The organism is Bordetella genomosp. 10 (assembly GCF_002261225.1).
In the GTDB taxonomy this organism is placed as follows: domain Bacteria; phylum Pseudomonadota; class Gammaproteobacteria; order Burkholderiales; family Burkholderiaceae_B; genus Bordetella_C.
On sequence record NZ_NEVM01000001.1, the window covers coordinates 1,786,704 to 1,809,844 of the forward strand.

Consider the following 23,141-nt stretch of genomic DNA (forward strand, 5'->3'; position numbering starts at 1 on the left):
CCGCCTCAGGCCGCGCCGGCTTCCGCGCGCCGGGCGGCGCGCGACAACAGGGCGCAGACGCAGAAGTAGAACAGCGCCACGCTGGCATAGAGTTCGACGTGGTAGGGCCGCCAGACGGTATCCGCGACCACGGCCTTGGCCGCGCCCAGCAGGTCGAAGACCCCGATGATGCCCACCAGCGAGGTGTCCTTGACGGCGCCGACGAAGACGCCCAATGCGGCCGGCGTGCCGATGCGGCGGGCTTGCGGCCAGACGACGTGCCAATAGGCGGACGCCGTCGTCATGCCGAGGGCGCGCGCGGCACTCAGTTGTCCCGCCGGCACCGCCTGCAGGGCGCCGCGCAGCACTTCGGCCAGCAGGCAGGCGGTGTGCAGCGCCAGGGCCGCCAGCGCCATCCAGAACTTGGCGATGCCGCCGTCGAAAAGCAGCGGCAGCACGAAGGACGCGAACAGCAGTTGCGCCGGCAGGGGCACGCCGCGCGCGGCTTCGATGACGAGCGCCGCCGGCCAGGCCAGGAGGGCGCGCCGCGCGCGCCGGGCCAGCGCCAGCAGCATGGCCAGCGGCAGGGCGAGCAGCAGCGCGGCGACGGCCAGCAGCAGGGTGGCCAGCAGGCCGTTCCAGCGCGGCACGGGCAAGGCATGGCCCCAGGGCCAGCCGGCCAGGGCGGACAGCGCGACGACTCCCGCCAGGCCGGCCGCATACAGCCGTGCCCGCCAGGGCCAGCCGCCGGCCAGCGCGCCGCTCCACACGCCGGCGGCCAGGGCGACGATGGCCACGGTGGCCGCGGGCCGGTCCGCCGCCGGCATCGTGCCGTAGACCAGCAAGGGGAAGTTCAGCCGCACGGCCGCCCAGCAGGCGCCGGCGCCATCGGCGGCGCAGGCGGTCGGATCCCGCCATATGGCGTCCAGCAGTCCCCAGGACGACAGGCGCCACGCCAGCCACCCCAATAGCCCCGACGTCAGCAGCGTCACGACGACGCGCGCGGGCGTGCCCCACAGCGCGGCGGCGGCCAGGCGGGAAGACGGTAGCCGGGCGCCCCAGCGCGGACCGTGGAAACTGCCGGCGTCCTGCCGGCTCAGGCGCCGGTTCCAGGCCGCCAGTCCGGCGCCGAGCGACATGGCGAGCGCCAGGTATATCCCCGTCGCCAGCGTCATGCCTTCGAGCGCCAGGCCCGTCTGCGTGATCGCGGTGTTGATCACGGCCATGAGATCCTGGTAGCCGATGGCGATGGCCAGCGTGCTGTTCTTGATGACGGCCAGGCATTGGTTGGCGTAGGGCGGCAGGCCGGCGCGCGCGGCGTTGGGCAGGATGACGCGGCGCCACAGCCGGCCCGGCGTCAGGGCCAGCGCCTGGCCCGCCTCGACCAGGCCCAGCGGAACCGCGCGTACGGCGCCGCGCATGATGTCCGCGATGTACGCCGCATGGAAAACCGCCAGGCCCAGGATCAGCGCGGCGAACTCGACGCTGATCTGCCAGCCGCCGCGCAGGCCGAAGCCTTGCCTGCGGGGGAGGTCGAGCGTTGCCGCGGGGGCCTCCAACCATAGCCATGCGAGGAGGGCCAACGCCAGCGCCGCCAGTATCGACCAGCGCCGGGCGCCGGCCGCGCGCGCCGGCGCGCCGCCCGGCTTCCCGGTCCGTGGCTTCCCGGCGCCCGCGCTTCCGCGCCGCAGCGTCCAGGCGGCGCTCGCCCAGGCCGCCAGCGCCGCCGCATAAGGCCATGCGCCGTGCGGCGCGGGCAAGGCCAGGCCGCGATTGGACAGGAGCACGCCGGGCAGGGGCGTCCACGCATGGCGCACGTCGGGCAGGTTGAGCAGCAGGCCGTACCAGACGAACAACTGCAGCAGGACCGGCGTGTTGCGCAGGGGCTCGACCGCCAGGGCGCCGGCGCGCGCCAGCAGCGGGTGGCGCGACAGGCGCATCAGGCCCAGCACCCCGCCCAGCAAGGTCGCGCAAGGCAGGGCGATCGCCGCCACGGTCAGGGTGTTGACCAGGCCGGCGACGAGGGCCAGCCCGTAGGACTGCTCGGGCGCGACCGCGAACAGGCCTTCGGCCATGCGAAAGCCCGCGGCCTGTTCGAGGAAGCCGAAGCCGCCCCGCACCCCGCGCGCCGTCTGCGCATGCTGCAGATACGCCAGCAGGAACGCCGCCAGGGCGGCCAGGAGCAGACCGCCGCCGGCGGCGCCGAGCAGGCGTCGCACGGTTACTGGAAGGGCGGCGAATACAGCAGGCCGCCTTGCGTCCACAGCGCGTTGAGGCCGCGCTCCAGCTTGAGCGGCGTGGCCGGCCCGAGATTGCGGTCCCAGATCTCGCCGTAGTTGCCGACGGCGCGGATGACGTCGCGCAGCCAGGTTTCGCGCAGGCCGAAGCTCTTGCCCACGCCGGGGTCCAGGCCCAGCAGGCGCCGCACCTGCGCATCCTGGCTCTTGTCCTGCTGGTCGACGTTGCGCGAGGTCACGCCCAGTTCTTCCGCCGCCACCAGGCCATTCACGGTCCAGCGCACGATGGCGATCCATTGCGGGTCGTCCTGGCGCACGAAAGGTCCCAGCGGCGACTTGTTGATGCGTTCCGGCAGGATGACGAAATCGTCGGGCTTGCCGGCGCGCGCCGCGCGGCTGGCCGCCAGGGTGGAGACGTCGGACAGGTACACGTCGCAGCGGCCGGCGTAGAAAGCCTGCTCCAGTTCGACCAGGTTCTCGATGACCACGGGCCGATAGGCCAGCTTGTTCTTCCTGAAGTAGTCGACCAGGTTCTGTTCGTTGACCGTGCCCGGCTGCACGCACACCTGGGCGCCGTCCAGTTCCCTGGCGCTCTTCACGTTCAACCTGCGCGGCACGAGGAAACCCTGGCCGTCGTAGAAGACGATGCCGGCCGAGACGATGCCCAGCCCCGCGTCGCGGCCCGACGTGATGGTGGTATTGCGGTTGAGGACGTCGATCTCGCCCGATTGCAGCGCCGGAAAGCGCTGCTGCGAACTGAGCGGCACATAACGCACTTTCCCGGCGTCGCCGAGCACCGCCGCCGCGAGAGCGCGGCACAGGTCCGCGTCCAGGCCGGTCCACCGGCCCTGGCTGTCGGCGATGGACAGCCCCGCCGAGCCCTGGCTGACGCCGCACACCAGCTCGCCGCGCTTGGTAATGCGCTCGACCGTGGTCTCGGCCGAAGCGGCCTGCGCGACGGCCAGTTGCGCGGCCAGCGCCAGGGCGCCGGCCGCCAGAAATCGGAGCATCGGCTTGCGCCGCACGTTTGACAACGCCATTTCTCGTCCTTGGTTTCGATTGCCGCGAGGGGCGAATTCTTGGCCATGCGGCGGCCGGCAACAACGACGGTGTTTGTATTTGCAAATGAACAAACAACATTTATGGCGCGACAGCCGCCGCGCCTAGAATCGATGCGCGTACGCCGATGGCGGACGGCGGCGTGGCGCGCGGGCGCCATGCCTTCATGCGGCGTCGACGCCGGGCACAAAGAGAAGAGAGGCGGCGATGAGTTGGCAGCAGGCGTTTCGCGAACACTTTCCCGTCCTGCGGGAAAAGACCTATGCCAATATCGCCTATACCAGTCCGGTGGCGCCGGTGGTGACGCGGGCCGTGGCGGATTTCCTGGACGGCATTACGCATGCGCGCAGCGATAAGCCGCAATGGCTGGCCGATGCCGATGCGTTGCGCGCGCGGCTGGCCCGCCTGATCGGCGGCGAGGGGCGCCGTCTGGCGTTTACCAAGAACACCACCGAGGGCATCAACATCGTCGCCCAGGGCTTGGACTGGGAGGCCGGCGACAACGTGGTGGTGGACGACCAGGAGCATCCGACCAATGCCTTGCCGTGGCTGAACCTGCGCCGCAAGGGCGTGGAGCTGCGGGTGGCGCGGGCGCGCGACCATTATTTCGACGTGGACGACCTTTGGGCCCGCGTCGATGCGCGCACCCGCCTGGTCGCCGTGTCCTGGGTGCAGTACAGCACCGGCCTGCGCGTGGATATCGCCGAACTCGGCCGCCGCTGCGCGGCGCGAGGCATCTGGCTGGTGGTGGACGGCATCCAGGCCGCGGGCCTGCTGCGCGCGCAGGCCGACGCCTGGCATGTGGACGCTTTCGCGGCCGGCGCACACAAGGGCTTGCTGGGTCCGCTGGGCGTGGGGCTGCTGCATGTCTCCCCGCGCCTGCTGGATGCGCTGGCGCCGGCGCATGTCGGCCCCAACGGCGTCACCACCCTGGACAAGGCCGGCGCGCGGTGGGAGATCGCCGTGGCCGACGCGGGCGATGCCCGGCGCCTGGAAACCGGCAACCTGAACTTCCCGGCCATCGCCGGCTGGCGCGCGGCGGTGGACCTGATCGAGGCGGGCGATCCGGCGCGCATCGAACCCCATGTCCTGTCGCTGGCGGCGCAATTGGGCCATGGCCTGCGCGAGCTGGGGCTGGACGTGGTGTCGCCGCCTGCCGGTCCCGCTGCCAGCACCACGCAGGCGCTGCGCCTGCCGGATCCGCAAGCGGCGCTGGCGCGCCTGGCCCGGGCTGGTATCGTGGCGACGATCGTGGAGTATGGTTACCTGCGCCTGTCGGTGGGCGCCTACAACGACACGCGCGATATCGAGAATATCCTGCGCGCGGCGGCTTCCCTGCGCTGAAGCGGGCGCGGCGCCGATTCGCATTTTCATTTTTTTGGAGACGACCCGATGGCAGACCCCAAGACATCCACCCCGGACACGGCCGCTCCGGCCGCCCCCGACTGGAAATTCGAGACCCTGGCCGTGCACGGCGGCTATCGCCCCGATCCCACCACGCGCGCCGTGGCCGTGCCCATCTACCAGACGGTGGCCTTCGCCTTCGACGACACGCAGCACGGGGCGGACCTGTTCGACCTCAAGGTGCCGGGCAATATCTACACGCGCATCATGAATCCCACCCAGGACGTCCTGGAACAGCGCGTGGCCGCGCTGGAAGGCGGCATCGCCGCGTTGGCGCTGGCGTCCGGCCAGGCGGCCGTGACGTACGCCATCCTGACCCTGGCCGAGGCGGGCGACAACATCGTGTCGGCCAGCACGCTCTACGGCGGCACGTACAACCTGTTCGCGCACACGCTGCCGCAATACGGCATCCAGACCCGCTTCGCGGACCCGCGCGACGTCGCCTCCTTCGAACCGTTGATCGACGAACGCACCAAGGCGGTGTTCATCGAGTCGGTCGGCAATCCGCTGGGCAACGTCACGGACATCGGCGCGCTGGCGGCATTGGCGCATCGCCACGGCGTGCCCCTGATCGTGGACAACACGGTGGCGTCGCCCTATCTGCTGCGCCCCATCGAGCATGGCGCCGACATCGTGGTGCAGTCGCTGACCAAGTACCTGGGCGGCCATGGCACCAGCCTGGGAGGCGCCATCGTCGACAGCGGCAAGTTCCCGTGGGACCGGCACAAGGCCCGCTTCAAGCGCCTGAACGAGCCGGACGTCAGCTACCACGGCGTGGTGTACACCGAAGCCTTCGGCCCGGCCGCCTACATCGGCCGGGCGCGCGTGGTGCCGCTGCGCAATACCGGCGCGGCGATCTCGCCCTTCAATGCGTTCCAGATCCTGCAAGGCATCGAGACGCTGGCATTGCGGGTGGACCGCATCGTCGACAATGCCCAGAAGGCGGCGTCCTTCCTGCGCGGCCATCCCAAGGTCGAGTGGGTGAACTATGCCGGCTTCGAGGATCATCCGCAGCACGCGCTGGTGCAGAAGTACCTGGGCGGCCGCGCGCCGGGCCTGTTCACGTTCGGCATCAAGGGCGGCCGCGCCGCCGGCGCGGCGTTCCAGGATGCGCTGCGGCTGTTTACGCGCCTGGTGAACATCGGCGACGCCAAGTCGCTGGCCACGCATCCGGCCTCGACCACGCACCGCCAGCTCGATCCGGCCGAATTGGAAAAGGCCGGCGTGCGCGAGGAAACCGTGCGGCTGTCCATCGGCATCGAGCACATCGACGACCTGCTGGCCGACCTGGACCAGGCGCTGGCCAAGGTCTGACGCCGGGACCCAGGGATCAATGAGCCCGGGAAACAAGGAGCCCGGGAAACAAGCGGCCTGCGTCCGCCTCAATCGCGGCGCGCCGGCCGCGGCAATCCCAGGTGCTCGCGCAGCGTGCCGCCGCGATATTCCGTGCGGAATATCCCGCGCCGCTGCAGTATGGGCACCACGCCGTCGACGAAGGCGCGCAGGCCTTCCGGCAGCACGTCGGGCATCAGGTTGAAGCCGTCCGCGGCGCCTTCGCGGAACCAGTGCTCGATGTCGTCGGCGATCTGTTCGGGCGTGCCGACGATGACGCGGTGTCCGCCGCCGCCGGCTAGTTCGCGCACCAACTGGCGCGCCGTAAGGCCGGTGCGCCGGCCGGCGGCCAGCGTGGCGTGGAAGAAGGTATGGTTGCCGCGCCCGCCGTTGGGCAGCGGCAGGTCTTGCGGCAGGGGTTTGTCCGGATCGATGCGGTCCGGCGCGATGCCCAGCGTGCCCGCCAGCCGGTTCAGGCTGTATTCCCACGGGATCAGGTCGACCAGTTCGTCGCGCCGCCGCAGCGCCGCGGCCTCGGTATCGCCGATGATGGTGGTCAGGCCCGGCAGGACCTTGATGGCCCGCGGGCCGCGCCCATGGCGTTCGGCGCGTTCGTGCAGGTCGCGCCGGTAGGCGCGCGCTTCGTCCAGGGAAATGGACGCCGAGAATACGGCTTCGGCATGCCGGGCCGCCAGCTCGCGGCCGTCGCCGGAGGCGCCCGCCTGCACCAGCACGGGATGGCCCTGCGGAGGACGCGGCAGGTTCAGCGGGCCCTGGACCTTGAAGTATTCCCCTTCGTGCGCGATGGGGCGGATGCGGCGCGGATCGGTGAAACGGCCGGCGGCCTTGTCGCCCAGGAAGGCGTCGTCGGCCCAACTGTCCCACAAGTCCTTCACCACCCGGGTGAATTCGTCGCCGCGCGCGTAGCGGGCGCCGTGCTCCGGCACGTCGTCGCGGTTGAAGTTGCGGGCGGAGGGAAGGTCGGCCGTGGTGACGATATTCCAGCCGGCGCGGCCGCGGCTGACGTGGTCCAGCGTGGCGAAGCGGCGCGCGATGTTGTAGGGCTCGTTGTAGCTGGTCGAGGCGGTGCCGATCAGGCCGATGCGCGAGGTGCTGGCGGCCAGCACGGCCAGCAGCACGGTGGGTTCCAGGGCCGTGATCGAACGGTACTGGATCTGGTCGGCGATGGCGGCGTTGTCGGCGAGGAACACCGCGTCCAGCTTGGCGGCCTCGGCCATGCGGGCGATGGCCACGTAATGGCCGATGTCGGCGAAGGCATAAGGGTCGGCTTGCGGCACGCGCCAGGCCGAAGGCAGGAAGCCGGAATGCAGGACGTTGACGTTCAGGTGCAGCTCGCGCGGCGCGTCGGATGTGATCATTGGTGTGCCCTCCTGTCGCTGCGCGACCGCCTCCCCGGGGGAGGATGCGCGCTTGGGGCGGCCCGGCGCGCTCATTGGAAAGTCCCCGGCGCGGGATGGCCCAGGCCCAGCAGCCAGCGGCCGACGTTGCGCGTCTTGTATTCGGCGGGATTGTGCAGGGTGTGGATGCGCACGTTGCGCCAGTAGCGGTCGAAGCCGAGCGTGCGCGTGGCCGAGCGCGCGCCCATGACCTCGAACATTTCGCGGGTCACGCGCAGGGCGACGTCGCCGGCGAGCACGTTGGCGGCGGCCACCGCAAGCGCCGCTTCGCCGCGTTCGTCCGCGGACAGCGCTTCGCCGCGCGCCCAGGCGCGGTCCAGGGCCGCGGCGGCGCGATCGGCCAGCAGGGTGGCCGCGCGGGTCTGGGTCCACAGTTCGCCGTACTGGCGCTGTATCCAGGGATCGTCCGCGTGTTTCTGCAAGCCCGAATGGATCCAGGGACGGGAATGCGTCAACGTATAGTCGCGCGCGGCCAGCAGGGCGCCCTGCGCGCTGCCGACGAAGACGTTCAGCAGCACGCTCTGCTGGACCAGCGGTCCGAGGGTGCGGTAGGGGGCGGCGCCGCTGGCGGTGGGCTGGAAAGGCACCGGTCCGCCGAGGATTTCGTCCGCATGCACGCGCACGCCGTGGTAGCTGACGCGCCCGCTGCCCGTCTGGGTCTGGCCCAGTCCGTCCCAGTCATGCTCGATGACGACGCCTGCCCGGTCGGCCGGGATGGCGGCAAAGCGGCGTTCCGTGCCTTCCGGGTTCTCCCAGGCGATGGACAGGCGGTCGGCGATGTGGGCGCCGGAGGTGAAGGGCCGGAAGCCGTCGAGGATGTAGCCGTCGCCGTCCGGGCGGCCGAACAGGCTCCTGGAAAAGCTGTTGGCCGTATTGCCCCAGAACCAGTTGTTGCGCGCCGATTCGCGCCAGTAGTGCCGCGCCCGTTCGGGATCGCCGCGCAGGCCCAGGCCCAGCAGCGCGCTGAAATGATAGCCATAGAGATGGCCCATGGCGCCGTCCGCCTTGGCGAATTCGCGTCCGATGCGCAAGGCGGCCGACCAGGGCTGGCCGTCCCCGCCCAGGTCCGTGGGAAGCAGGAGTTTCAGCAGGCCGCTTTCCTTGAGCAGCGCAAGCTGCGCGAGGGGCCGTCCGCCCGCCTTGTCGTTGGCCGCCGCGTCCACGGCGTATCGTTCGCGCAGGCGCGCGGCCTTGGCGTACCAGGGATTGGAGGTGTCCAGATCGAAAGCCATGGGATTCCCGGTCAACATTTCCGGTCAACGGTAGGCGCCCAGCGGCGCATAGGGATGGCGCAGCAGCCAGGCGCCGATGGTCCGCTTCTTGTACTCGGCGGGGTTGTGCAGCGTATGCGTGCGCACGTTGCGCCAGAACCTGTCGTAGCCGCGCGCGCGGGTGGCGGAGCGCGCGCCCATCAGTTCGAAGATCTTCTCGGTCACGTCCAGCGCCGTCTCGCCGGCATAGACGTTGGCCGCGGCCAGGTCGATGGACAGGCGGCCGCGCGTTTTCGCGTCCAGCGAGTGGCCCAGGGCATAGGCGCGGTCCAGCCGCGCCGCGCCGTCGTCGGCCAGCTCGACGGCGGCCAGCGTGCGGATGGCCAGGTCGCCGTAGGCGCGTTGTATCCAGGGATCGTCGATGTGCCGCTGTACCCCTGAATGGATCCACGGGCGGGAGTGCGCGACGGTGTATGCGCGCGCTTCGTCCAGCGCGCCCTGGGCGCTGCCGATGAAGACGTTGGCGAGCACGGATTGCTGCAACAGCGAGACCAGGGATTCAAAGGGAGACAGGGGCGTACTCGCGTCGCCGAGAACCTCGTCGTCGCGGACCCGCACGCCATGGAAGCTGACCGTGCCGCTGCCGGTCTGGGTCTGTCCGATGCCGTCCCAGTCGTCCTCGACGACGACGCCGGCGCGGTCGGCCGGGATCAAGGCCGACCGGCGCGCGCCCGCCGCGTCTTCCCAGGCGATGTGGATCACGTCGGCGACGTGGCTGCCCGAGGAGAAGGGCCGGAAGCCGTCGACGATCCATCCCCCCGCGATCCGTTCGGCGGCGCTGGTCCTGGACATTGCGTTGCCGGCATTGCTCCACAGCCACTGTTCGCGCGCGGCCTGGCTGAACCAGCGTTGCCGTTGCTCGTCCGATCCCTTGGCGAGCACGGCGTGCATGGGCAGGTGCTGGTAGCCATAGAGATGGGCCAGCGATCCGTCGCTGCGCGCGAGCTCGCGCACCACGCGCAGGATGGACTGCCAGGATGCGCCGTCGCCGCCATGGCCGGGCGGGATGGCCGCCGCGTTCAGTTTCTGCCGCTTGAGCAGCGCGACCTGCGCGACGGGCCGTCCGCCCGCCTTGTCGCGCTGCACGGCGTCGGCCTGCAACAAGGGTCGCAGCGCGACGGCGCGCGCGAGCAGCGGGTCGTCCCCGGGGGGCGGGAAGGGGTCGAAATAGGGAGCGGGCGTGGATGTGGGCGTGGATGGGTTCAGCGGCATCTTCGGATTCCTCGTCCGTGCGTCAAGCCGCCGCGGCCAGCGCCGGTTGCAGGGAAAGGGCCAGCGCCTGCGCGGTGGCGGTGGCGCCGGCCACCTGTTCGCCGATGGCGTTGGACTCCCAGTTCACGCCGCGCAGGGGATGGCCGACGGCATAGAGTCCGGCGACGTCCAGGGTCCGGGAAAGCACGGCGCCGGTCTGGGGCACCGCTTCGATGCCGAAGCCGGTGGCGTGCGGCGTGACGTAGGCGCGCGCCACCAACTGGCGCAGCAGCGGATCGTCGATCCGCGTCCAGTCGAAATCGAACCCGCGGGAATTGAACACGCGGTCGACTTCGAACGTGCGGGTACGCGTCTCGCGGCGCGGCTGCCAGGTGACCGAGACGCGGCCGCCGGCGGCGCGCGCGATGCGGCGCACGCGTCCGGTGAGCTTGCTGTAGCGGCCGGCCCGCAGCAGGTCTTCCAGCCAGGCGGCGGATGCCGGGGCGGCCTTGTGCAGGCTGATTTCCCAATAGGCGCGCAGGTGGCGGATAAAGCGCTTGCGCTCCGCGTCGCTGGCCTGGCTCCACAGCGCCGGCACATGCGGCCGCACCGCGCCCGTCAGCCGTTGCCAGTCCTCGCCGGCGGCGCGGATGGCGGCATGCGCGGCCAGGACCTCGCGCACCAGTTGCCGCAGGGTGGCGGGCAGGGCCTGCGCATCCAGGAAAGCCGGCCACGGCGTGACGTCGTGGCGCGGCGCGACCAGCAGGCCGCGGCGCGAGATGCCGTGGAAATGGCCGCGAAAGCCCTGGGCATGCGCGCTGAGCATGGCGTCGAGCGCGGAGAGGCCGTTGCCGATGATGGCGGCATCGCGGGCGTCCGACAGGTCGGACGGGGCGGGGGCCCAGATGTCGTCGATCACCCGTCCCTCGGCGATGAGTTCGGGGTCGATCTCGACGTCGCCGCGGCCCAGCGTCGCGGTGAACAGGCCTGTGGCCAGCACCACGCGGTCGGCCCGCAGGGCGCGCCCGCCGGCCAGGCGCACGGTCCAGCTTCCGTCCGCGGCGCGTTCCAGGTCGATGGCGCGGTCGACGACGTGGCGGAATTCGATGGGGTGCGGCGCCTGCGCGAGCGCGGTCTCCAGTTCGGCCTGCACGTAATCGCCATAGACATAGCGCGGCGGAAACGCATCGGTCCAGGCCACGCCGGCCGGCGGCTCCCAACCGTCGCGCGCCGCCTGTTCCCGCAGCCAGTCGGCGAGATGCCCGGGCTGGTCGGCATACAGGGTGAAGTTCTTCGCAGGACCGTTCACCAGGTGCGTGGGCAGCCGCGTGCCGTAGGCAATCCCGCGGCCGATTTCAGCGCGGCTTTCGATGACGCTCAGGCGCAGCGGAACCGGGACCGCGCGCGCCAGCTTGATCGCGGTGACGGCGCCCGCGAATCCGCCGCCGATGATGACGACGTGCTGTGGTTGGAACGTGGACATGGGGCCTCTCGTGGGATGGGCTTGCGAGGACGTCTCGGGGCGATGGCGTCGAGCGGTCGATGGTAAGTCAGCGCGGCGCGGGGTCTCTATACGCATTTCTTTTTTTCTAATGGCTTTTTTCTAATGCCCCATACGCATGTAGCGGCACGGCGCCGGGCGCTATGCTGGCTGCGGCGCCGCCGCGTCTGTCTTCTTCCCACGCGGTCCGTATCCATTCACGTCGTTCGGGTGACGAGATCCGATCCCGCGTTACTACCTCGTGCGGCAGCTTGCGTATCGACGCTTCCCGAACGAGACGAGAGACAACCAGCGATGAACCAACCTCGAAAACAGATGCATATGGGCTATTTCCACCTGCCGGTGGGCCGCCACCCCGCCGCATGGCGCCGCGACGAGGCGCGCGGGCATCCGGAGGACCTGGCCTGGGCGGTGGAGGTCGCGCGCAAGGCGGAGGCCGGCCTGTTCGATATCTTTTTCCTGGCCGACAACCTGGTCGGTCCCACGCCGGAAGGCAATGGCCGGGGCGGCGGCTTCGAGCCGCTGACCCTGCTGGGCGCGCTGGCGGCCACCACGTCCTCCATCGGCCTGGCCGCCACGGTATCGACCTCCTTCAGCGAACCCTTCAACGTGGCGCGCATGCTGGCCTCGCTGGACCATCTCAGCGGCGGGCGCGTCGCCTGGAACGTGGTGACCTCGCAGGTCGATCGCGCGGCGCAGAATTTCGGCCAGGAAGCGCTGCCCGAGCATGACGAGCGCTATGCGCGCGCGGCCGAGTTCGTCGAGGTGGTGAAGGGCTTGTGGGATACCTGGGACGACGGCGCGCTGCGCCTGGACAAGGAAAGCGGCGTCTACGTCGACCTGGCCGGTGTGCGCGAGTTGAATCATCGCGGGCCGTACTACGCCGTGCGCGGGCCGCTGAATGTTTCGCGCCCGCCGCAGGGACGGCCGGTGATCATCCAGGCCGGCGCGTCGGAAGCGGGCATCGCCCTGGCGGGACGCATCGCGGAGGTGGCGTTCACCGCGCAGGACACCGTGGAGGACGGGTTGGCCTATCGCAGGCAATTGGAGGCGGCCGCCTCGGGCCGGACTGTGTTCGATGGGGCCACGTTGGATGAATCCGCGTCCGATGGGACCGCCTCCGGCCGCGCCGCCGCAGCCCGCGCCGCGTCGGACCCGACCGTCATCGACGGCGCCGGCGGCGCTCCCGCACGCCCGCTGATCCTGCCGGGCATCATGCCCATCATCGGCCGCACGCCGCGCGAAGCGCGCGAGAAGTTCGCCGCCTTGCAGGCGCGCACCGACGTGGCGGCCGGCATCCGGCAACTGTCCGGCCGCTGGGGCCGCGACCTGTCCGATTGCGACCTGGACGGCCCGGTGCCCGAGCCGGGACCGCGCGTGCACGGCGTCAGCCGCGTGCGCATGCTCCTGAACAAGGCCAGGTCGGAAAACTACACCCTGCGCGACCTGGCGACGCTGGCCGCCGCCTCGTACGGCCATCGCATCGTCGTCGGCTCGCCGGAAGAAATCGCCGATGACCTGGAGCACTGGTTCCGCGCCGGCGCGGCCGATGGCTTCAACCTGATTCCCGCCGGCATGCCGGACGGCCTGTACGATTTCGTCGACCTCGTGGTGCCCGAGTTGCAGCGGCGCGGCCTGTACCGCACGCGCTACGAAAGCGGCACCTTGCGCGGCCACCTGGGCCTGCCGCGGCCCGCGCCCGGGCAAGGCTGAAACGCCGGCGCGCCGCGGCGGACGGCGGCCCGCCTTATGCGCCGAGGTCATAAGCTGGCTTGCGCATAATCACCTAACGAGGAATTCGTTCTGGCGCGGCCGTCCTGGCCATAACCTGCGAGGTTTCCACTCGGAAGGAAGCCTTGCCATGTCCATCCTCTCGCGCCTGGCGCGCCTGTTGCGCCCGCTGCTGCTTTCCTCGGTCGCGCTGTTCGCGCTGATGCCGCCGCTGGCCCTGGCCGCCGATCTCCAGCCCCTGAAGGTCGGCGTGCGCGGCGGCGTCGACGAGGAAATATGGGAAGTGGTCGCCAAGGTCGCCAGGCAGAAAGGCCTGGACGTGAAGGTCATCGTGATCAGCGGCGCCGCCAGTCCCAACGAGGCGCTCAACAATGGCGACCTGGACGCCAATTCCTTCCAGCACATTCCCTTCCTGCGCGACCAGGTCAGGCAGCGCGGCTACAAGCTGGCCATTGCCGGCAACACGCTGATATCGCCCATCGCGTTCTACTCCAGGAAATACAAATCGCTGGAGGCCCTGCCGGAAGGCGCGCGCGTCGGCATTCCCAACGATCCCAGCAACCAGACCCGCGCGCTGGTGATCCTGCGCGACCACGGATTGATCGCGCTGCGTCCGGGCTTCGATCCGTATACGGGCACCGCGTCGCTGGAGGACGTCACGTCCAACCCGCGCAAGATCAAGTTCGTGGAAAGCGCTTCCCTGGTGCTGGCGAAATCGCTGGAGGACGTCGATGCCGCCGCCGTCATCAACACCTTCGCCTACCAGGCGGGCCTGATCGCGACGCGCGACGGCATCGCCGTGGAGAAAAAGGAAAACAACCCCTACGTCAACGTCATCGTGGTGCGCGAGCAGGACCGCGACGCGCCCTGGGTGCCGAGGCTGGTGGCGGCTTATCAGTCCGAGGAAGTGCGCCAGTTCATTCTCGGCAAATACCAGGGCTCGGTGCTACCGGTGTTCTGATCCATGGCCAGGCATCGTTTCGACATGGTCCGGGAAGGCGGCGGCGTCGCGCAGGGCGCGCCCCACATCGTTTTCGACGGACTGGCCAAGACCTACGCGTCGCGCGGCCGCCGCGTCGCGGCCCTGGAAGACGTGTCCTTCAGCATCGGGCGCGGCGAGATATTCGGCATCATCGGCCGCAGCGGCGCCGGCAAATCCACGTTGCTGCGCGCGATCAATATGCTGGAGCGGCCCAGCGGCGGGTCGGTCCGCATCGGCGGCGTGGATGCGGGTGCGCTGGACGAGGACGGCCTGGTGGCGCTGCGCCGCCGGGTCGGGATGATCTTCCAGCATTTCAATCTGCTGTCCGCGAAGACGGTGGCGGCCAACGTCGGGCTGCCGCTGCGCGTGGCGGGCCTGGGCCGCGACACGATCGCGCGGCGCGTGGACAAGCTGCTGGATCTGGTGGGCTTGCGCGACCAGGCCCAGGCGTATCCGGCGCAACTGTCCGGCGGCCAGAAACAGCGCGTCGGCATCGCGCGCGCCCTGGTGCATGAGCCGGAGATACTGCTGTGCGACGAGCCCACTTCCGCGCTCGATCCCGAAACCACGCAATCCATCCTCGGCCTGCTGCGCGACATCAATCGCCAGTTGGGACCGACCGTCGTGCTGATCACCCACGACATGGCCGTGATCCGGGAAATCTGCCACCGCGTGCTGGTGCTGGACCAGGGACGGGTCGTCGAGCATGGCGACGTGTGGCGCGTGTTCGGCGCGCCCGGCGCGGATGCGACGCGGGCGCTGCTGCGGCCGCTGCGCCAGGGCCTGCCGCCCGACATCGCGCGCCGGCTCGTCCCGGAACGGACGCCCGGGCGCGGCGACGTCATCCTGGCGCTGCGCTATACCGGCGCCGGCCGCCTCCAGGGCGTGCCGCTGGGTGTGCTGGCGGTGCTGGGGCCGCGCGCGCGGCTGCTGCAGGGCGGCGTCGAACGCATCGCGGGCCATGCGCAGGGCGAGCTGCTGGTGGCCTTGCCGGCCGAGGATTATGACGAGGCGGCGCTGGCCGTCGCCGACCACGTCGAGGTGATCGGCTATGTCCCCGTCGTTGCTTGATGCCGCCGGCCTCGGCCGTTACGGCCAGGCCTTGCTGGAAACCCTGCTCATGGTCGGCGCCTGCGCGGCGATCTCGGTAAGCCTGGGCCTGTTGCTGGCGCTGGTGTTGACGGTGACCGCGCCGGGCGGGCTCTATGCCCGGCCGGTGCTGCACAAGGTGCTGTCGGTGCTGGTGAATATTCTCCGCGCCGTGCCCTTCATCATCCTGCTGGTCGCGCTGCTGCCGGTGACGCGCTATATCGTCGGCACGACGCTGGGGACCTGGGCGGCGGTGGTGCCCTTGTCCTTCAGCCTGACGCCTTATTTCGCGCGCATCGCCCAGGTCAGCCTGAACGAGGTGGACGCGGGCTTGATCGAGGCGGCGCGCGCCATGGGTTGCCGGCGCCGGCATATCGTGCGCCACGTCCTGCTGCCGGAAGCCTTGCCGGGCATCGTCGGCGGCATCACGGTCAGCGTGATAGGCATGATCAACGCGTCCGCCATGGCCGGGGCGGTGGGCGCCGGCGGCCTGGGCGACATGGCCATACGCTATGGCTATGAGCGTTACGAGACGCGCGTGATGTTCGACGTCATCATCATCCTGGTGGTGCTGGTGACGCTGGTGCAACTGGCGGGGGAGTGGCTGGCGCGGTGCGCCAACCACAGGAAATAGAACGGGGCCCAAGGGCCCCGTCGCGTCTTGCGGCCGTGGCCAGGACGGCGGCTACACCACCTGCCACAGCCCGTAGGTGAGGATCAGGCCCATCACCGCCAGCACCGTTTCCATGAGCGACCACGACTTGATGGTCTGGCCTATGGTCAGGCCGAAATACTCCTTCACCAGCCAGAACCCGGCGTCGTTGACGTGCGAGAAGAACACCGAGCCGGCGCCGATGGCCAGCACCACCAGCGACAGGTGGGTCTGCGGCATGCCGACGGCGAGCTTCTCGATGATGCCGGCCGCCGTCACCGTGGCCACGGTGGCCGAGCCGGTCGCCAGGCGGATCAGCACCGCCACGATCCACGCCAGGACCAGGACCGACATGCCGGTGGCCAGGGCGATCTTGGCGATGGCCTGGCCGGCGCCGCCGTCCACCAGCGATTGCTTGAAGCCGCCGCCGGCGCCCACGATCAGCATCACGCCGACCACCGGCATCAGGCTGTTGCCGATCTTCTTCGCCAGCACCGGGACCGTGAAGCCGACCGCGGTGCCGAAGGTGATCATGGCCAGCAGCACGGCGAACAGCAGCGCGAAAACGGGATCGCCGATGAAGTCGAACAGGTGGCGCAGCGGCGAGGCCTTGTCGAGCCAGATGTCCGACGCCGCCTTGGCCAGCATCAGGATGATGGGCGAGAGCAGGGTGAGCAGGGTGGCGCCGAAGGACGGCTGCCGGGTGGGCTTGGGATCGTCCGCCTCGGCGGCGGCGACGGCCTTGTCCGACGCGGTGACGGCATAGGCGGCGCCGGCCGCGCCCACCGGCACCATGCGGGCCGCCAGCTTGCCGAACACCGGGCCGCCCACGATCACCGTGGGAATGGCGATGAGCAGGCCCAGCCCCAGCGTCAGGCCGACGTCGGCGTGCAGGATGGCGATGGCGGCCAGGGGGCCGGGGTGCGGCGGAATGAAGCCGTGCAGCACCGACAGGCCGGCCAGCGCCGGAATGCCGAGGCGCATGGCCGGGCCCTTGGAGCGGTGCACGGCCAGCATGACCACCGGGATCAGCAGCACCAGGCCGATTTCGAAGAACATCGGGATGCCGATGATGCTGGCGACCAGCGCCATCTTCCAGGGCAGCGTGGCGGGCCGCCCGCGCAGCATCCGGTCGACCACGATGTCGGCCCCGCCCGAGTCGGCCAGCAGTTTGCCCAGCATGGCCCCCAATGCGATCAGCACGCCGACGTAGCCCAGCACGCCGCCGACGCCGTTTTCATAGGAGGTGGTGACCTTCTCCAGCGGGATGCCGGAGCCGACGCCCACGAAAAGGGAGCCGATGGTCAACGCCAGGAAGGCGTGAAGTTTCAACCAGACGATAAGCAGGACGAGCAGGGCAATGCCGGCCGCCGCGACCACCAGTACCTGGATGTCGTGCGGATTCAGCTCCGTGGTCGGGTTCATGGAGACTCCTTTTTTCCCGTGTTGGCGTGCAATCCGAGCTTATGGATGATGTCGTTGGCGATGGCCGAGGGCGATCCGCCGATTTCCACGCGGACGGCGGGTTCGTCCGGCGCGGGTTCCTCCAGGGTGGCGAACTGGCTGTCGAGCAGGCTGGCCGGCATGAAATGGCCGTGGCGGGTCGCCAGGCGCTCGGCGATCAGTTCGCGCGAGCCGTGCAGGTAGACGAAGGTGACGCCGCGGCCGCGCCGGTTGATGAGTTCGCGGTAGGAGCGCTTCAGGGCCGAGCAGGTGATCAGTCCGTTGGAGCCGGCGTCGAGGCATTCCTCGACCCAGGTCGCCACGGTTTCCAGCCAGGGCTTGCGGTCGTTGTCGTCGAGCGGGTGGCCGGACCGCATTTTTTCCACGTTGGCCTGTGGATGCAGGGCGTCGCCTTCCTCGAAAGGCCAATCCAGCCGGCCCGACAGTATCGCCGCGACCGTCGTCTTGCCGCAGCCCGCGACGCCCATGAGCACCAGCACCTCCGGCTGTGTGCGGGGATGATCCATGCTTACCCTCCTTTTTTCCGTATTCTGTGCGCCCTGATGGGGGCGTGCGAATCGGCAGGCTGTACCAGCTTGGTCGTTTTGCATCCCTGCGGTCAGCTCGCCGTCAGCCGCGCGGGGCGGACTTACGAGAGTGTATCCCCATCCCTCGCGCCGCCGCCTGCCGGGAACGGGCGGCGAGACGAGGACAGGAACGGTCCGGCGCCGGGCGGCAGGGAAGACGCGGCAGGGAGGGCGCTTTCCATTAATTGCATTTACATAAATGAAAATGCAATAATGGCCGCCATGAACAGGATCCCTCGCACCCAGCCGATCGCCCGCGCGGACACGGCGCCCGACGCGCCGGCCGCGGGCCGCTTTCTGCCGGCGGTCTTGTCGGTCGCCGGCCAGGACTATCGCATCGTCGACCTGCCCGGCGTCTTCGGCGAGCAGGACTATCTCCGCCTGCCCGTGGTCCTGCGCCTGTTGCTGGAGAACGCCGTCCGCTGCATGCGCGGCGCCGAGCGCGAGGCCGCGGTGGCGGCCTTGCGGGCCTGGCTCGATGCCGGTACGAGCCAGGCGGAAATCGCTTTCCAGCCCGGCCGCGTCCTGATGCACGACACCACCAGCACGCCGGCCCTGGTGGATATCGCCGCCATGCGGGACGCGCTGGCGGAAGCGGGCGCCGATCCCGCCCTGTTGCATCCGGTGCTGCCGGTGGATGTCTCGGTCGACCATTCGCTGGCCGTCGAGGCCTATGCCTTGCCCGACGCCGCCGGGCGGAACATGGCGCACGAGATTCGCCGCAACCGCGAGCGCTATCGCTTCCTGCGCTGGGCCGCGCAGGCATTGCATGGCGTGCACATCAATCCGCCCGGCACGGGGATCATGCACACCATCAACCTGGAGCAACTGGCGACGGTGGTGCGGGTGGAAGGCGAGCAGGATTCGTCGGGTGCGCCGCCCTGGCTCGTGCCCGACATGATGATAGGCACGGACAGCCATACCCCCATGATCAATGGCATCGGCGTCCTGGGGTGGGGCGTGGGCGGGCTGGAGGCGCAGACCGTGATGTTCGGCCTGCCCACCATGCTGCGCATTCCGGACGTGGTGGGCGTCGAACTGACCGGCGCGCTGCGTCCCGGCGTGTTGGCCACCGACCTGGCGCTGGTGGCGACGCAGCGCCTGCGCGCCCTCGGCGTGGCGGGGGATTTCGTCGAGTTCTTCGGGCCCGGCGTGTCGACCCTGGCGGCGGGCGAACGCGCGGTGGTGGCCAATATGGCGCCGGAGTACGGCGCGACCACGGGTTACTTCCCTGTCGATGCGGCCGTCCTGGATTATCTGCGCGCCACGGGCCGCGCCGAGGATCACGTGGCGCGCGTGCGGGCGTATGCGCGGCGCGCCGGCATCTGGTTCGACCCGCAAGCCCGGCCGCGCTACAGCCGCGTCATCCGCATCGACCTCGATTCGGTGGGAATGCACGTTGCCGGACCGCGGCGTCCGCAGGATCTGCATGGCTATGGCGACGTGCCGGGATTGCTCGCGGCGCTGGACGGGGACCCGGACACCGCCGCGGACGGCGTTCAAGCGGCGCCTGTCGCGCAGGCATCCCGCGCGGCAGCGACATCCGCCACAACCGCGCCTGCCGCTCAGGTTCCGCAAGCCGCGTCCGCCCCGCAAGCCACGTCCGCCGCGCTGCCGCGTTTCCCCGTCGCCATTGCCGCCATCACCAGTTGCACCAACACGTCCGACCCGGGCCTGCTGATGGCCGCCGGCCTGCTGGCGCGCAAGGCGCGCGCACGCGGGCTGCGCGTGCCGCCGTGGGTCAAGACCTCGCTCGGGCCAGGCTCGCCCGCCGCCGCCAGCTACCTGCGCCGCGCCGGGCTGATGGACGATCTCTCCGCCGTCGGTTTCGACATCGTCGGCTATGGCTGCACCACCTGTATCGGCAATTCCGGCCCCTTGCCGGCCGCGGTCGCCGCCTCGGCGGCGGCGGGGCGCGCGCGTCCCGTGGCGATGCTGTCGGGCAACCGCAATTTTCCCGGCCGCATCCATCCCGACCTGGATCTCGGTTTCCTCATGTCGCCGCCGCTGGTGGTCGCCTACGCGCTGGCCGGCGATGCCGGCGTGGACTTGTCCACCGCCGCGCTGGGCCGCGATGCCGACGGACGCCCCGTGCGCCTGCGCGAACTGTGGCCGACCCGCGAGGAAGTCGCCGCCTGCCTGCGGCAGGGGCTCGACCCGGCGGACTACCGCCGCGACTTCGCCATTGCCCGGCGCAATCCGCTATGGCATGCCCTGGATGCGCCGGCGTCGCCGCGCTTTCCCTGGGATCCGGCGTCCACGCAGTTGCGCCGCCCGCCGTTCGCCGCCGCCGATGCCGGCAGCCAGTTGGGCCGCTACACCGCCTACCCCTTGCTGGTCCTGGGCGACGACATCACGACCGACCATATCTCGCCGGCCAGCGCCATTCCCCCCGACAGCCTGGTGGCCGATTTCCTGGTCGAACGCGGCGAGGACCGCCACGACCTCAACGTGTTCGCCTCGCGCCGCGGCAACTGGGAAGTGATGATGCGCGCCGCCTTCCATAGCAAGACGCTGGTCAACCGGCTCTGCCCGGAGGCGCCGGTCGCGCATACCCTGCACGTGCCGTCCGGCGAGATCCTGCCGATATGGGAGGCCGCGCGCCGTTACGAGCGCGAAGGCCATGCCGTGGTTCTGGTGGCGGGCGAGCGCTACGGCACCGGGTCTTCGCGGGATTGGGCCGCCAAGGGCCAGCGCCTGCTGGGCGTGCGCGCGGTGCTCGCTTCCAGCTTCGAGCGCATCCATCGCTCCAACCTGATCGGCATGGGCATCCTGCCCCTGATCCTGCCGCCGGACGCCTCGCCCGATGCGTTGGCGCTGGCCGCCGGCGACCGGCTGGAAATCGACGCGCCGCCCGGCAGCCTGCGTCCGCGCGCGGACGTGGAGGTCGTGCTGCACCGCGCCGATGGCCGCGCGCAACGCCATACGGCGCGCGCGGCGGTGGAGACCGGCCTGGAAATCCAACTGCTGGAGGACGGCGGGGTGATACCCATGATCCTGCGCCGGACGCTGGGGACGGCCGGGCGCTAGCGTCCGGCATCGGGCAGGGCGCCGTTTCGCGCTACAGTCTTCGCCATGAAGCCGACTACTCCCATCGCGGTCCAGATCGTCCAGTTGATCCAGGCCGAAGGCTGGGCGCCCGGCGCCCATCTGCCGGCGCAGATGCTGGCCGACCGCCTGCGCGTGTCGCGTTCGCCGGTCAACGACGCGCTCAGGCAACTGCACGAAAAGGGCATGCTGGCGCGCGAACCCAATCGCGGCTATTTCCTGGCCAGGCCGCTGCGGCTGGCGCCGGAGCAGGTGGCCGGCGCGCTGGGCATCGAGGGCCGCGACCATGCGACCGACGTCTATTTCCGCATCGCCGACGACCTGCTGCGCGGAGACCTGCCGCAGGCCTGCTCCGAGGCCCAACTGCGGGCGCGCTACGACCTGACGCCGACCCAGCTCAACGCCATACTCGGCCGCATCGCCGGCGAAGGGTGGGCCGAACGCCGGCCCGGCTACGGTTGGGAGTTCTCCGGCATGATGCGCACGCCGGAGGCCTTGCTGCAGTCCTATCGCCTGCGCCTGGCGCTGGAGCCGGCGGCCTTGCTGGAGCCCGGCTATCGCCTGGATCCCGCCGTCCTTGCCCGTTGCCGCGAGGCCGAATGGCATTTGCTCAATGGCGGCATCGAAACCGATACCGCCGACCAGTTGCACGACCGCGGCGTGCGTTTCCACGAGTCGCTGGTGGAGGCTTCAGGCAATCCCTTTTTCATCGACGCCATCCGCCGGGTCAATCGCGTGCGGCGCCTGCTTTCCTACCGCTCCATGCGCGACCGCAAGCGCTATCGCCAGCATTGCGAGCAGCACCTGGCCGTGCTGGCGCTGCTGGAGCAGGGGCGCAACCGGGAAGCCGCGGATGCGTTGCGGGCGCACCTGCAAAGCACCCTCGACAATATCGGCAAGCTCGCGGGGATGCTGGAGACGTAGTCCCGGCTACGTATAATCCAGCGACGCCTCCCACTGCCGCAGCATGTCCGCCACCGCCGCCTCCGAAAAGTCCCGTCTCTCCCAAGCCTGGGCCATGCTGCTCGCCCTGGCCTCCGGATACGCCTTGAGCAACGCCTACCGCACGGTGGCCGCGATCACGGCGCCGTCGCTGGCGCGGGACATGGGCCTGTCGCCGCAGCAACTGGGGACTTTCGCGGGCAGCTTCCATTTCATGTTCGGCGCGATGCAGTTGTTCATGGGCATAGGCATAGACCTGTGGGGCGTGCGCCGGACGATACTCATGGCGGCGCCGTTGACCATCGTCGGCGCGCTGCTGTCGGCCATGGCCCCGGGCTATGGCGCGCTGGTGGCGGGGCAGGCGCTGATCGGGGTAGGCTGCGCGCCGGCCTTCCTGGCCGCGACGGTCTTCATTTCCCGCCACTTTCCCGCCCACCGATTCGCTCCGGTCTCCGGAATCGCCATGGCCGTCGGCATCGTCGGCATGCTGTTCACCGGCACGCCGCTGGCCTGGCTGATCGAAAAGAGCACCTGGCGCATGGGGTTCTGGGTGCTGGCCGTCATGTCCCTGCTCGCCTGGCTCTGGGTATGGCGCAGCGTGCACGAGGAACGCCTGGCGGGCGGCCAGGGCGGCGCGGCCGGCGGCCCGCGCGAATCGGTGCGCGAGGCGCTGATGCGCTTCGGCGCGCTGCTGAAGATTCCCCACACCTGGGGCATCCTCACGCTGAGCTTTTTCTGCTACGCGGCCTTCATCACCTTGCGCGGCCTGTGGCTGGGGCCCATGCTGATCAGCCGCCACGGCTTCTCGCTGGTGCAGAGCGGCAACGTCGCCATTGCCCTGTCGCTGGCCGCGATGGCTGGCCCCATGGTGTTCGGCCGCCTGGATCCGGGCCCGCTGCGCCGGCGGCGCTGGCTGGTGGCGTGCGCCTTCGTCTTCGCCGCGCTCTTCGTCTGCATCGCCTTCGAAGCCGGCGCCTGGGGCGACGTGCTTGCCACGCTGGCGGTCGGTTTCCTGTCCGGCTTCATCATCCTGCAATACGCCGACGTTCGCGCCGCTTATCCGGCGGCCATCACCGGCCGCGCGATGGCGCTGTTCACCATGGCCATGTTCCTCGGCGTCGCCGCCATGCAATGGTTCACCGGGTGGGTCGCGACGCTGGCCCAGGCCCGGGGGCTGGAACCGTTCGGACCGGTCATGGGCAGCATCGCGGCCTTGCTGGCGCTGGCCACGCTCGCGTACCGCTTCCTGCCGAGCCCGCCGCGGCAGGATTGAGG

General features: G+C 70.2%; 17 protein-coding genes. 9 read left to right on the plus strand and 8 right to left on the minus strand.

Annotated elements, in window-relative coordinates; all coding sequences use genetic code 11:
- Positions 1-5: 5 nt before the first annotated feature.
- Positions 6-2,198 (minus strand): ABC transporter permease subunit, encoded by a 2,193-nt coding sequence (locus tag CAL29_RS07850; protein ID WP_094852332.1) that lies wholly within the window; start codon positions 2,196-2,198, stop codon positions 6-8.
- Between the two features lie 2 nt (positions 2,199-2,200).
- Positions 2,201-3,226, minus strand: coding sequence for an amino acid ABC transporter substrate-binding protein (locus tag CAL29_RS07855; protein WP_094852788.1), 1,026 nt, complete (start codon positions 3,224-3,226; stop codon positions 2,201-2,203).
- 256 nt (positions 3,227-3,482) lie between these two features.
- Between CAL29_RS07855 and CAL29_RS07860 the strand changes: the two genes are divergently transcribed.
- The gene (locus tag CAL29_RS07860) at positions 3,483-4,619 is read left to right on the plus strand and encodes an aminotransferase class V-fold PLP-dependent enzyme (RefSeq protein WP_094852333.1); all 1,137 of its coding nucleotides are present in this window, start codon (positions 3,483-3,485) and stop codon (positions 4,617-4,619) included.
- A gap of 48 nt (positions 4,620-4,667) precedes the next feature.
- On the plus strand, positions 4,668-5,993 hold the full coding sequence (locus CAL29_RS07865) for an O-acetylhomoserine aminocarboxypropyltransferase/cysteine synthase family protein (protein WP_094852334.1): 1,326 nt from the start codon (positions 4,668-4,670) through the stop codon (positions 5,991-5,993).
- A 68-nt stretch (positions 5,994-6,061) separates the two neighbouring features.
- Here the strand turns inward: CAL29_RS07865 and CAL29_RS07870 are convergent, their stop codons facing one another.
- The 4 genes from CAL29_RS07870 to CAL29_RS07885 form a co-directional block, all read right to left on the minus strand.
- Positions 6,062-7,390 (minus strand): LLM class flavin-dependent oxidoreductase, encoded by a 1,329-nt coding sequence (locus tag CAL29_RS07870; protein ID WP_094852335.1) that lies wholly within the window; start codon positions 7,388-7,390, stop codon positions 6,062-6,064.
- A 71-nt stretch (positions 7,391-7,461) separates the two neighbouring features.
- The gene (locus CAL29_RS07875) at positions 7,462-8,661 is read right to left on the minus strand and encodes an acyl-CoA dehydrogenase family protein (RefSeq protein WP_094852336.1); all 1,200 of its coding nucleotides are present in this window, start codon (positions 8,659-8,661) and stop codon (positions 7,462-7,464) included.
- Between the two features lie 24 nt (positions 8,662-8,685).
- Positions 8,686-9,912, minus strand: a complete 1,227-nt coding sequence (locus tag CAL29_RS07880) for an acyl-CoA dehydrogenase family protein (RefSeq protein WP_094852337.1) — start codon at positions 9,910-9,912, stop codon at positions 8,686-8,688.
- A gap of 22 nt (positions 9,913-9,934) precedes the next feature.
- A complete protein-coding gene (locus CAL29_RS07885; RefSeq protein ID WP_179283945.1) occupies positions 9,935-11,374 on the minus strand; it encodes an FAD/NAD(P)-binding protein in 1,440 nt (479 codons plus the stop codon).
- 312 nt (positions 11,375-11,686) lie between these two features.
- Between CAL29_RS07885 and CAL29_RS07890 the strand changes: the two genes are divergently transcribed.
- The 4 genes from CAL29_RS07890 (at position 11,687) to CAL29_RS07905 (ending at position 15,828) form a co-directional block, all read left to right on the plus strand.
- Positions 11,687-13,105: an LLM class flavin-dependent oxidoreductase gene (locus CAL29_RS07890; protein ID WP_094852339.1), complete on the plus strand. Its 1,419-nt coding sequence runs from the start codon at positions 11,687-11,689 to the stop codon at positions 13,103-13,105.
- Positions 13,106-13,325: 220 nt separating this feature from the next.
- Positions 13,326-14,084, plus strand: a complete 759-nt coding sequence (locus CAL29_RS07895; protein ID WP_256977305.1) for a MetQ/NlpA family ABC transporter substrate-binding protein — start codon at positions 13,326-13,328, stop codon at positions 14,082-14,084.
- A 3-nt stretch (positions 14,085-14,087) separates the two neighbouring features.
- Entirely contained in the window at positions 14,088-15,176 is a 1,089-nt protein-coding gene (locus CAL29_RS07900; RefSeq protein WP_256977255.1) for a methionine ABC transporter ATP-binding protein, read from the plus strand.
- Entirely contained in the window at positions 15,157-15,828 is a 672-nt protein-coding gene (locus tag CAL29_RS07905) for a methionine ABC transporter permease (protein WP_094852341.1), read from the plus strand. Before CAL29_RS07900 ends, CAL29_RS07905 begins: the two co-directional genes overlap by 20 nt.
- A 51-nt stretch (positions 15,829-15,879) precedes the next feature.
- Here the strand turns inward: CAL29_RS07905 and CAL29_RS07910 are convergent, their stop codons facing one another.
- Positions 15,880-17,271: a GntT/GntP/DsdX family permease gene (locus CAL29_RS07910; protein WP_094852342.1), complete on the minus strand. Its 1,392-nt coding sequence runs from the start codon at positions 17,269-17,271 to the stop codon at positions 15,880-15,882.
- Entirely contained in the window at positions 17,268-17,816 is a 549-nt protein-coding gene (locus tag CAL29_RS07915) for a gluconokinase (protein WP_094852343.1), read from the minus strand. Before CAL29_RS07915 ends, CAL29_RS07910 begins: the two co-directional genes overlap by 4 nt.
- Positions 17,817-18,098: 282 nt before the next feature.
- Between CAL29_RS07915 and acnA the strand changes: the two genes are divergently transcribed.
- Genes acnA through CAL29_RS07930 form a run of 3 tightly spaced genes read left to right on the plus strand, consistent with a single transcriptional unit; the run spans position 18,099 to position 23,139 of the window.
- Positions 18,099-20,906, plus strand: coding sequence for an aconitate hydratase AcnA (gene acnA / locus CAL29_RS07920; protein WP_094852790.1), 2,808 nt, complete (start codon positions 18,099-18,101; stop codon positions 20,904-20,906).
- Positions 20,907-20,951: 45 nt separating this feature from the next.
- On the plus strand, positions 20,952-21,848 hold the full coding sequence (locus tag CAL29_RS07925; RefSeq protein ID WP_094852344.1) for a GntR family transcriptional regulator: 897 nt from the start codon (positions 20,952-20,954) through the stop codon (positions 21,846-21,848).
- Between the two features lie 43 nt (positions 21,849-21,891).
- Positions 21,892-23,139, plus strand: a complete 1,248-nt coding sequence (locus tag CAL29_RS07930) for an MFS transporter (protein WP_256977256.1) — start codon at positions 21,892-21,894, stop codon at positions 23,137-23,139.
- Positions 23,140-23,141 lie beyond the last annotated feature (2 nt).

Coding starts and splice junctions, on each gene's coding strand:
- CAL29_RS07855 (WP_094852788.1), bottom strand. CDS start 3,226: ATGCTCCGATTTCTGGCGGCCGGCGCCCTGGCGCTGGCCGCGCAACTG.
- CAL29_RS07860 (WP_094852333.1), top strand. CDS start 3,483: ATGAGTTGGCAGCAGGCGTTTCGCGAACACTTTCCCGTCCTGCGGGAA.
- CAL29_RS07865 (WP_094852334.1), top strand. CDS start 4,668: ATGGCAGACCCCAAGACATCCACCCCGGACACGGCCGCTCCGGCCGCC.
- CAL29_RS07870 (WP_094852335.1), bottom strand. CDS start 7,390: ATGATCACATCCGACGCGCCGCGCGAGCTGCACCTGAACGTCAACGTC.
- CAL29_RS07875 (WP_094852336.1), bottom strand. CDS start 8,661: ATGGCTTTCGATCTGGACACCTCCAATCCCTGGTACGCCAAGGCCGCG.
- CAL29_RS07880 (WP_094852337.1), bottom strand. CDS start 9,912: ATGCCGCTGAACCCATCCACGCCCACATCCACGCCCGCTCCCTATTTC.
- CAL29_RS07885 (WP_179283945.1), bottom strand. CDS start 11,374: ATGTCCACGTTCCAACCACAGCACGTCGTCATCATCGGCGGCGGATTC.
- CAL29_RS07890 (WP_094852339.1), top strand. CDS start 11,687: ATGAACCAACCTCGAAAACAGATGCATATGGGCTATTTCCACCTGCCG.
- CAL29_RS07895 (WP_256977305.1), top strand. CDS start 13,326: ATGCCGCCGCTGGCCCTGGCCGCCGATCTCCAGCCCCTGAAGGTCGGC.
- CAL29_RS07900 (WP_256977255.1), top strand. CDS start 14,088: ATGGCCAGGCATCGTTTCGACATGGTCCGGGAAGGCGGCGGCGTCGCG.
- CAL29_RS07905 (WP_094852341.1), top strand. CDS start 15,157: ATGTCCCCGTCGTTGCTTGATGCCGCCGGCCTCGGCCGTTACGGCCAG.
- CAL29_RS07910 (WP_094852342.1), bottom strand. CDS start 17,271: ATGAACCCGACCACGGAGCTGAATCCGCACGACATCCAGGTACTGGTG.
- CAL29_RS07915 (WP_094852343.1), bottom strand. CDS start 17,816: ATGGATCATCCCCGCACACAGCCGGAGGTGCTGGTGCTCATGGGCGTC.
- acnA (WP_094852790.1), top strand. CDS start 18,099: ATGAACAGGATCCCTCGCACCCAGCCGATCGCCCGCGCGGACACGGCG.
- CAL29_RS07925 (WP_094852344.1), top strand. CDS start 20,952: ATGAAGCCGACTACTCCCATCGCGGTCCAGATCGTCCAGTTGATCCAG.
- CAL29_RS07930 (WP_256977256.1), top strand. CDS start 21,892: ATGTCCGCCACCGCCGCCTCCGAAAAGTCCCGTCTCTCCCAAGCCTGG.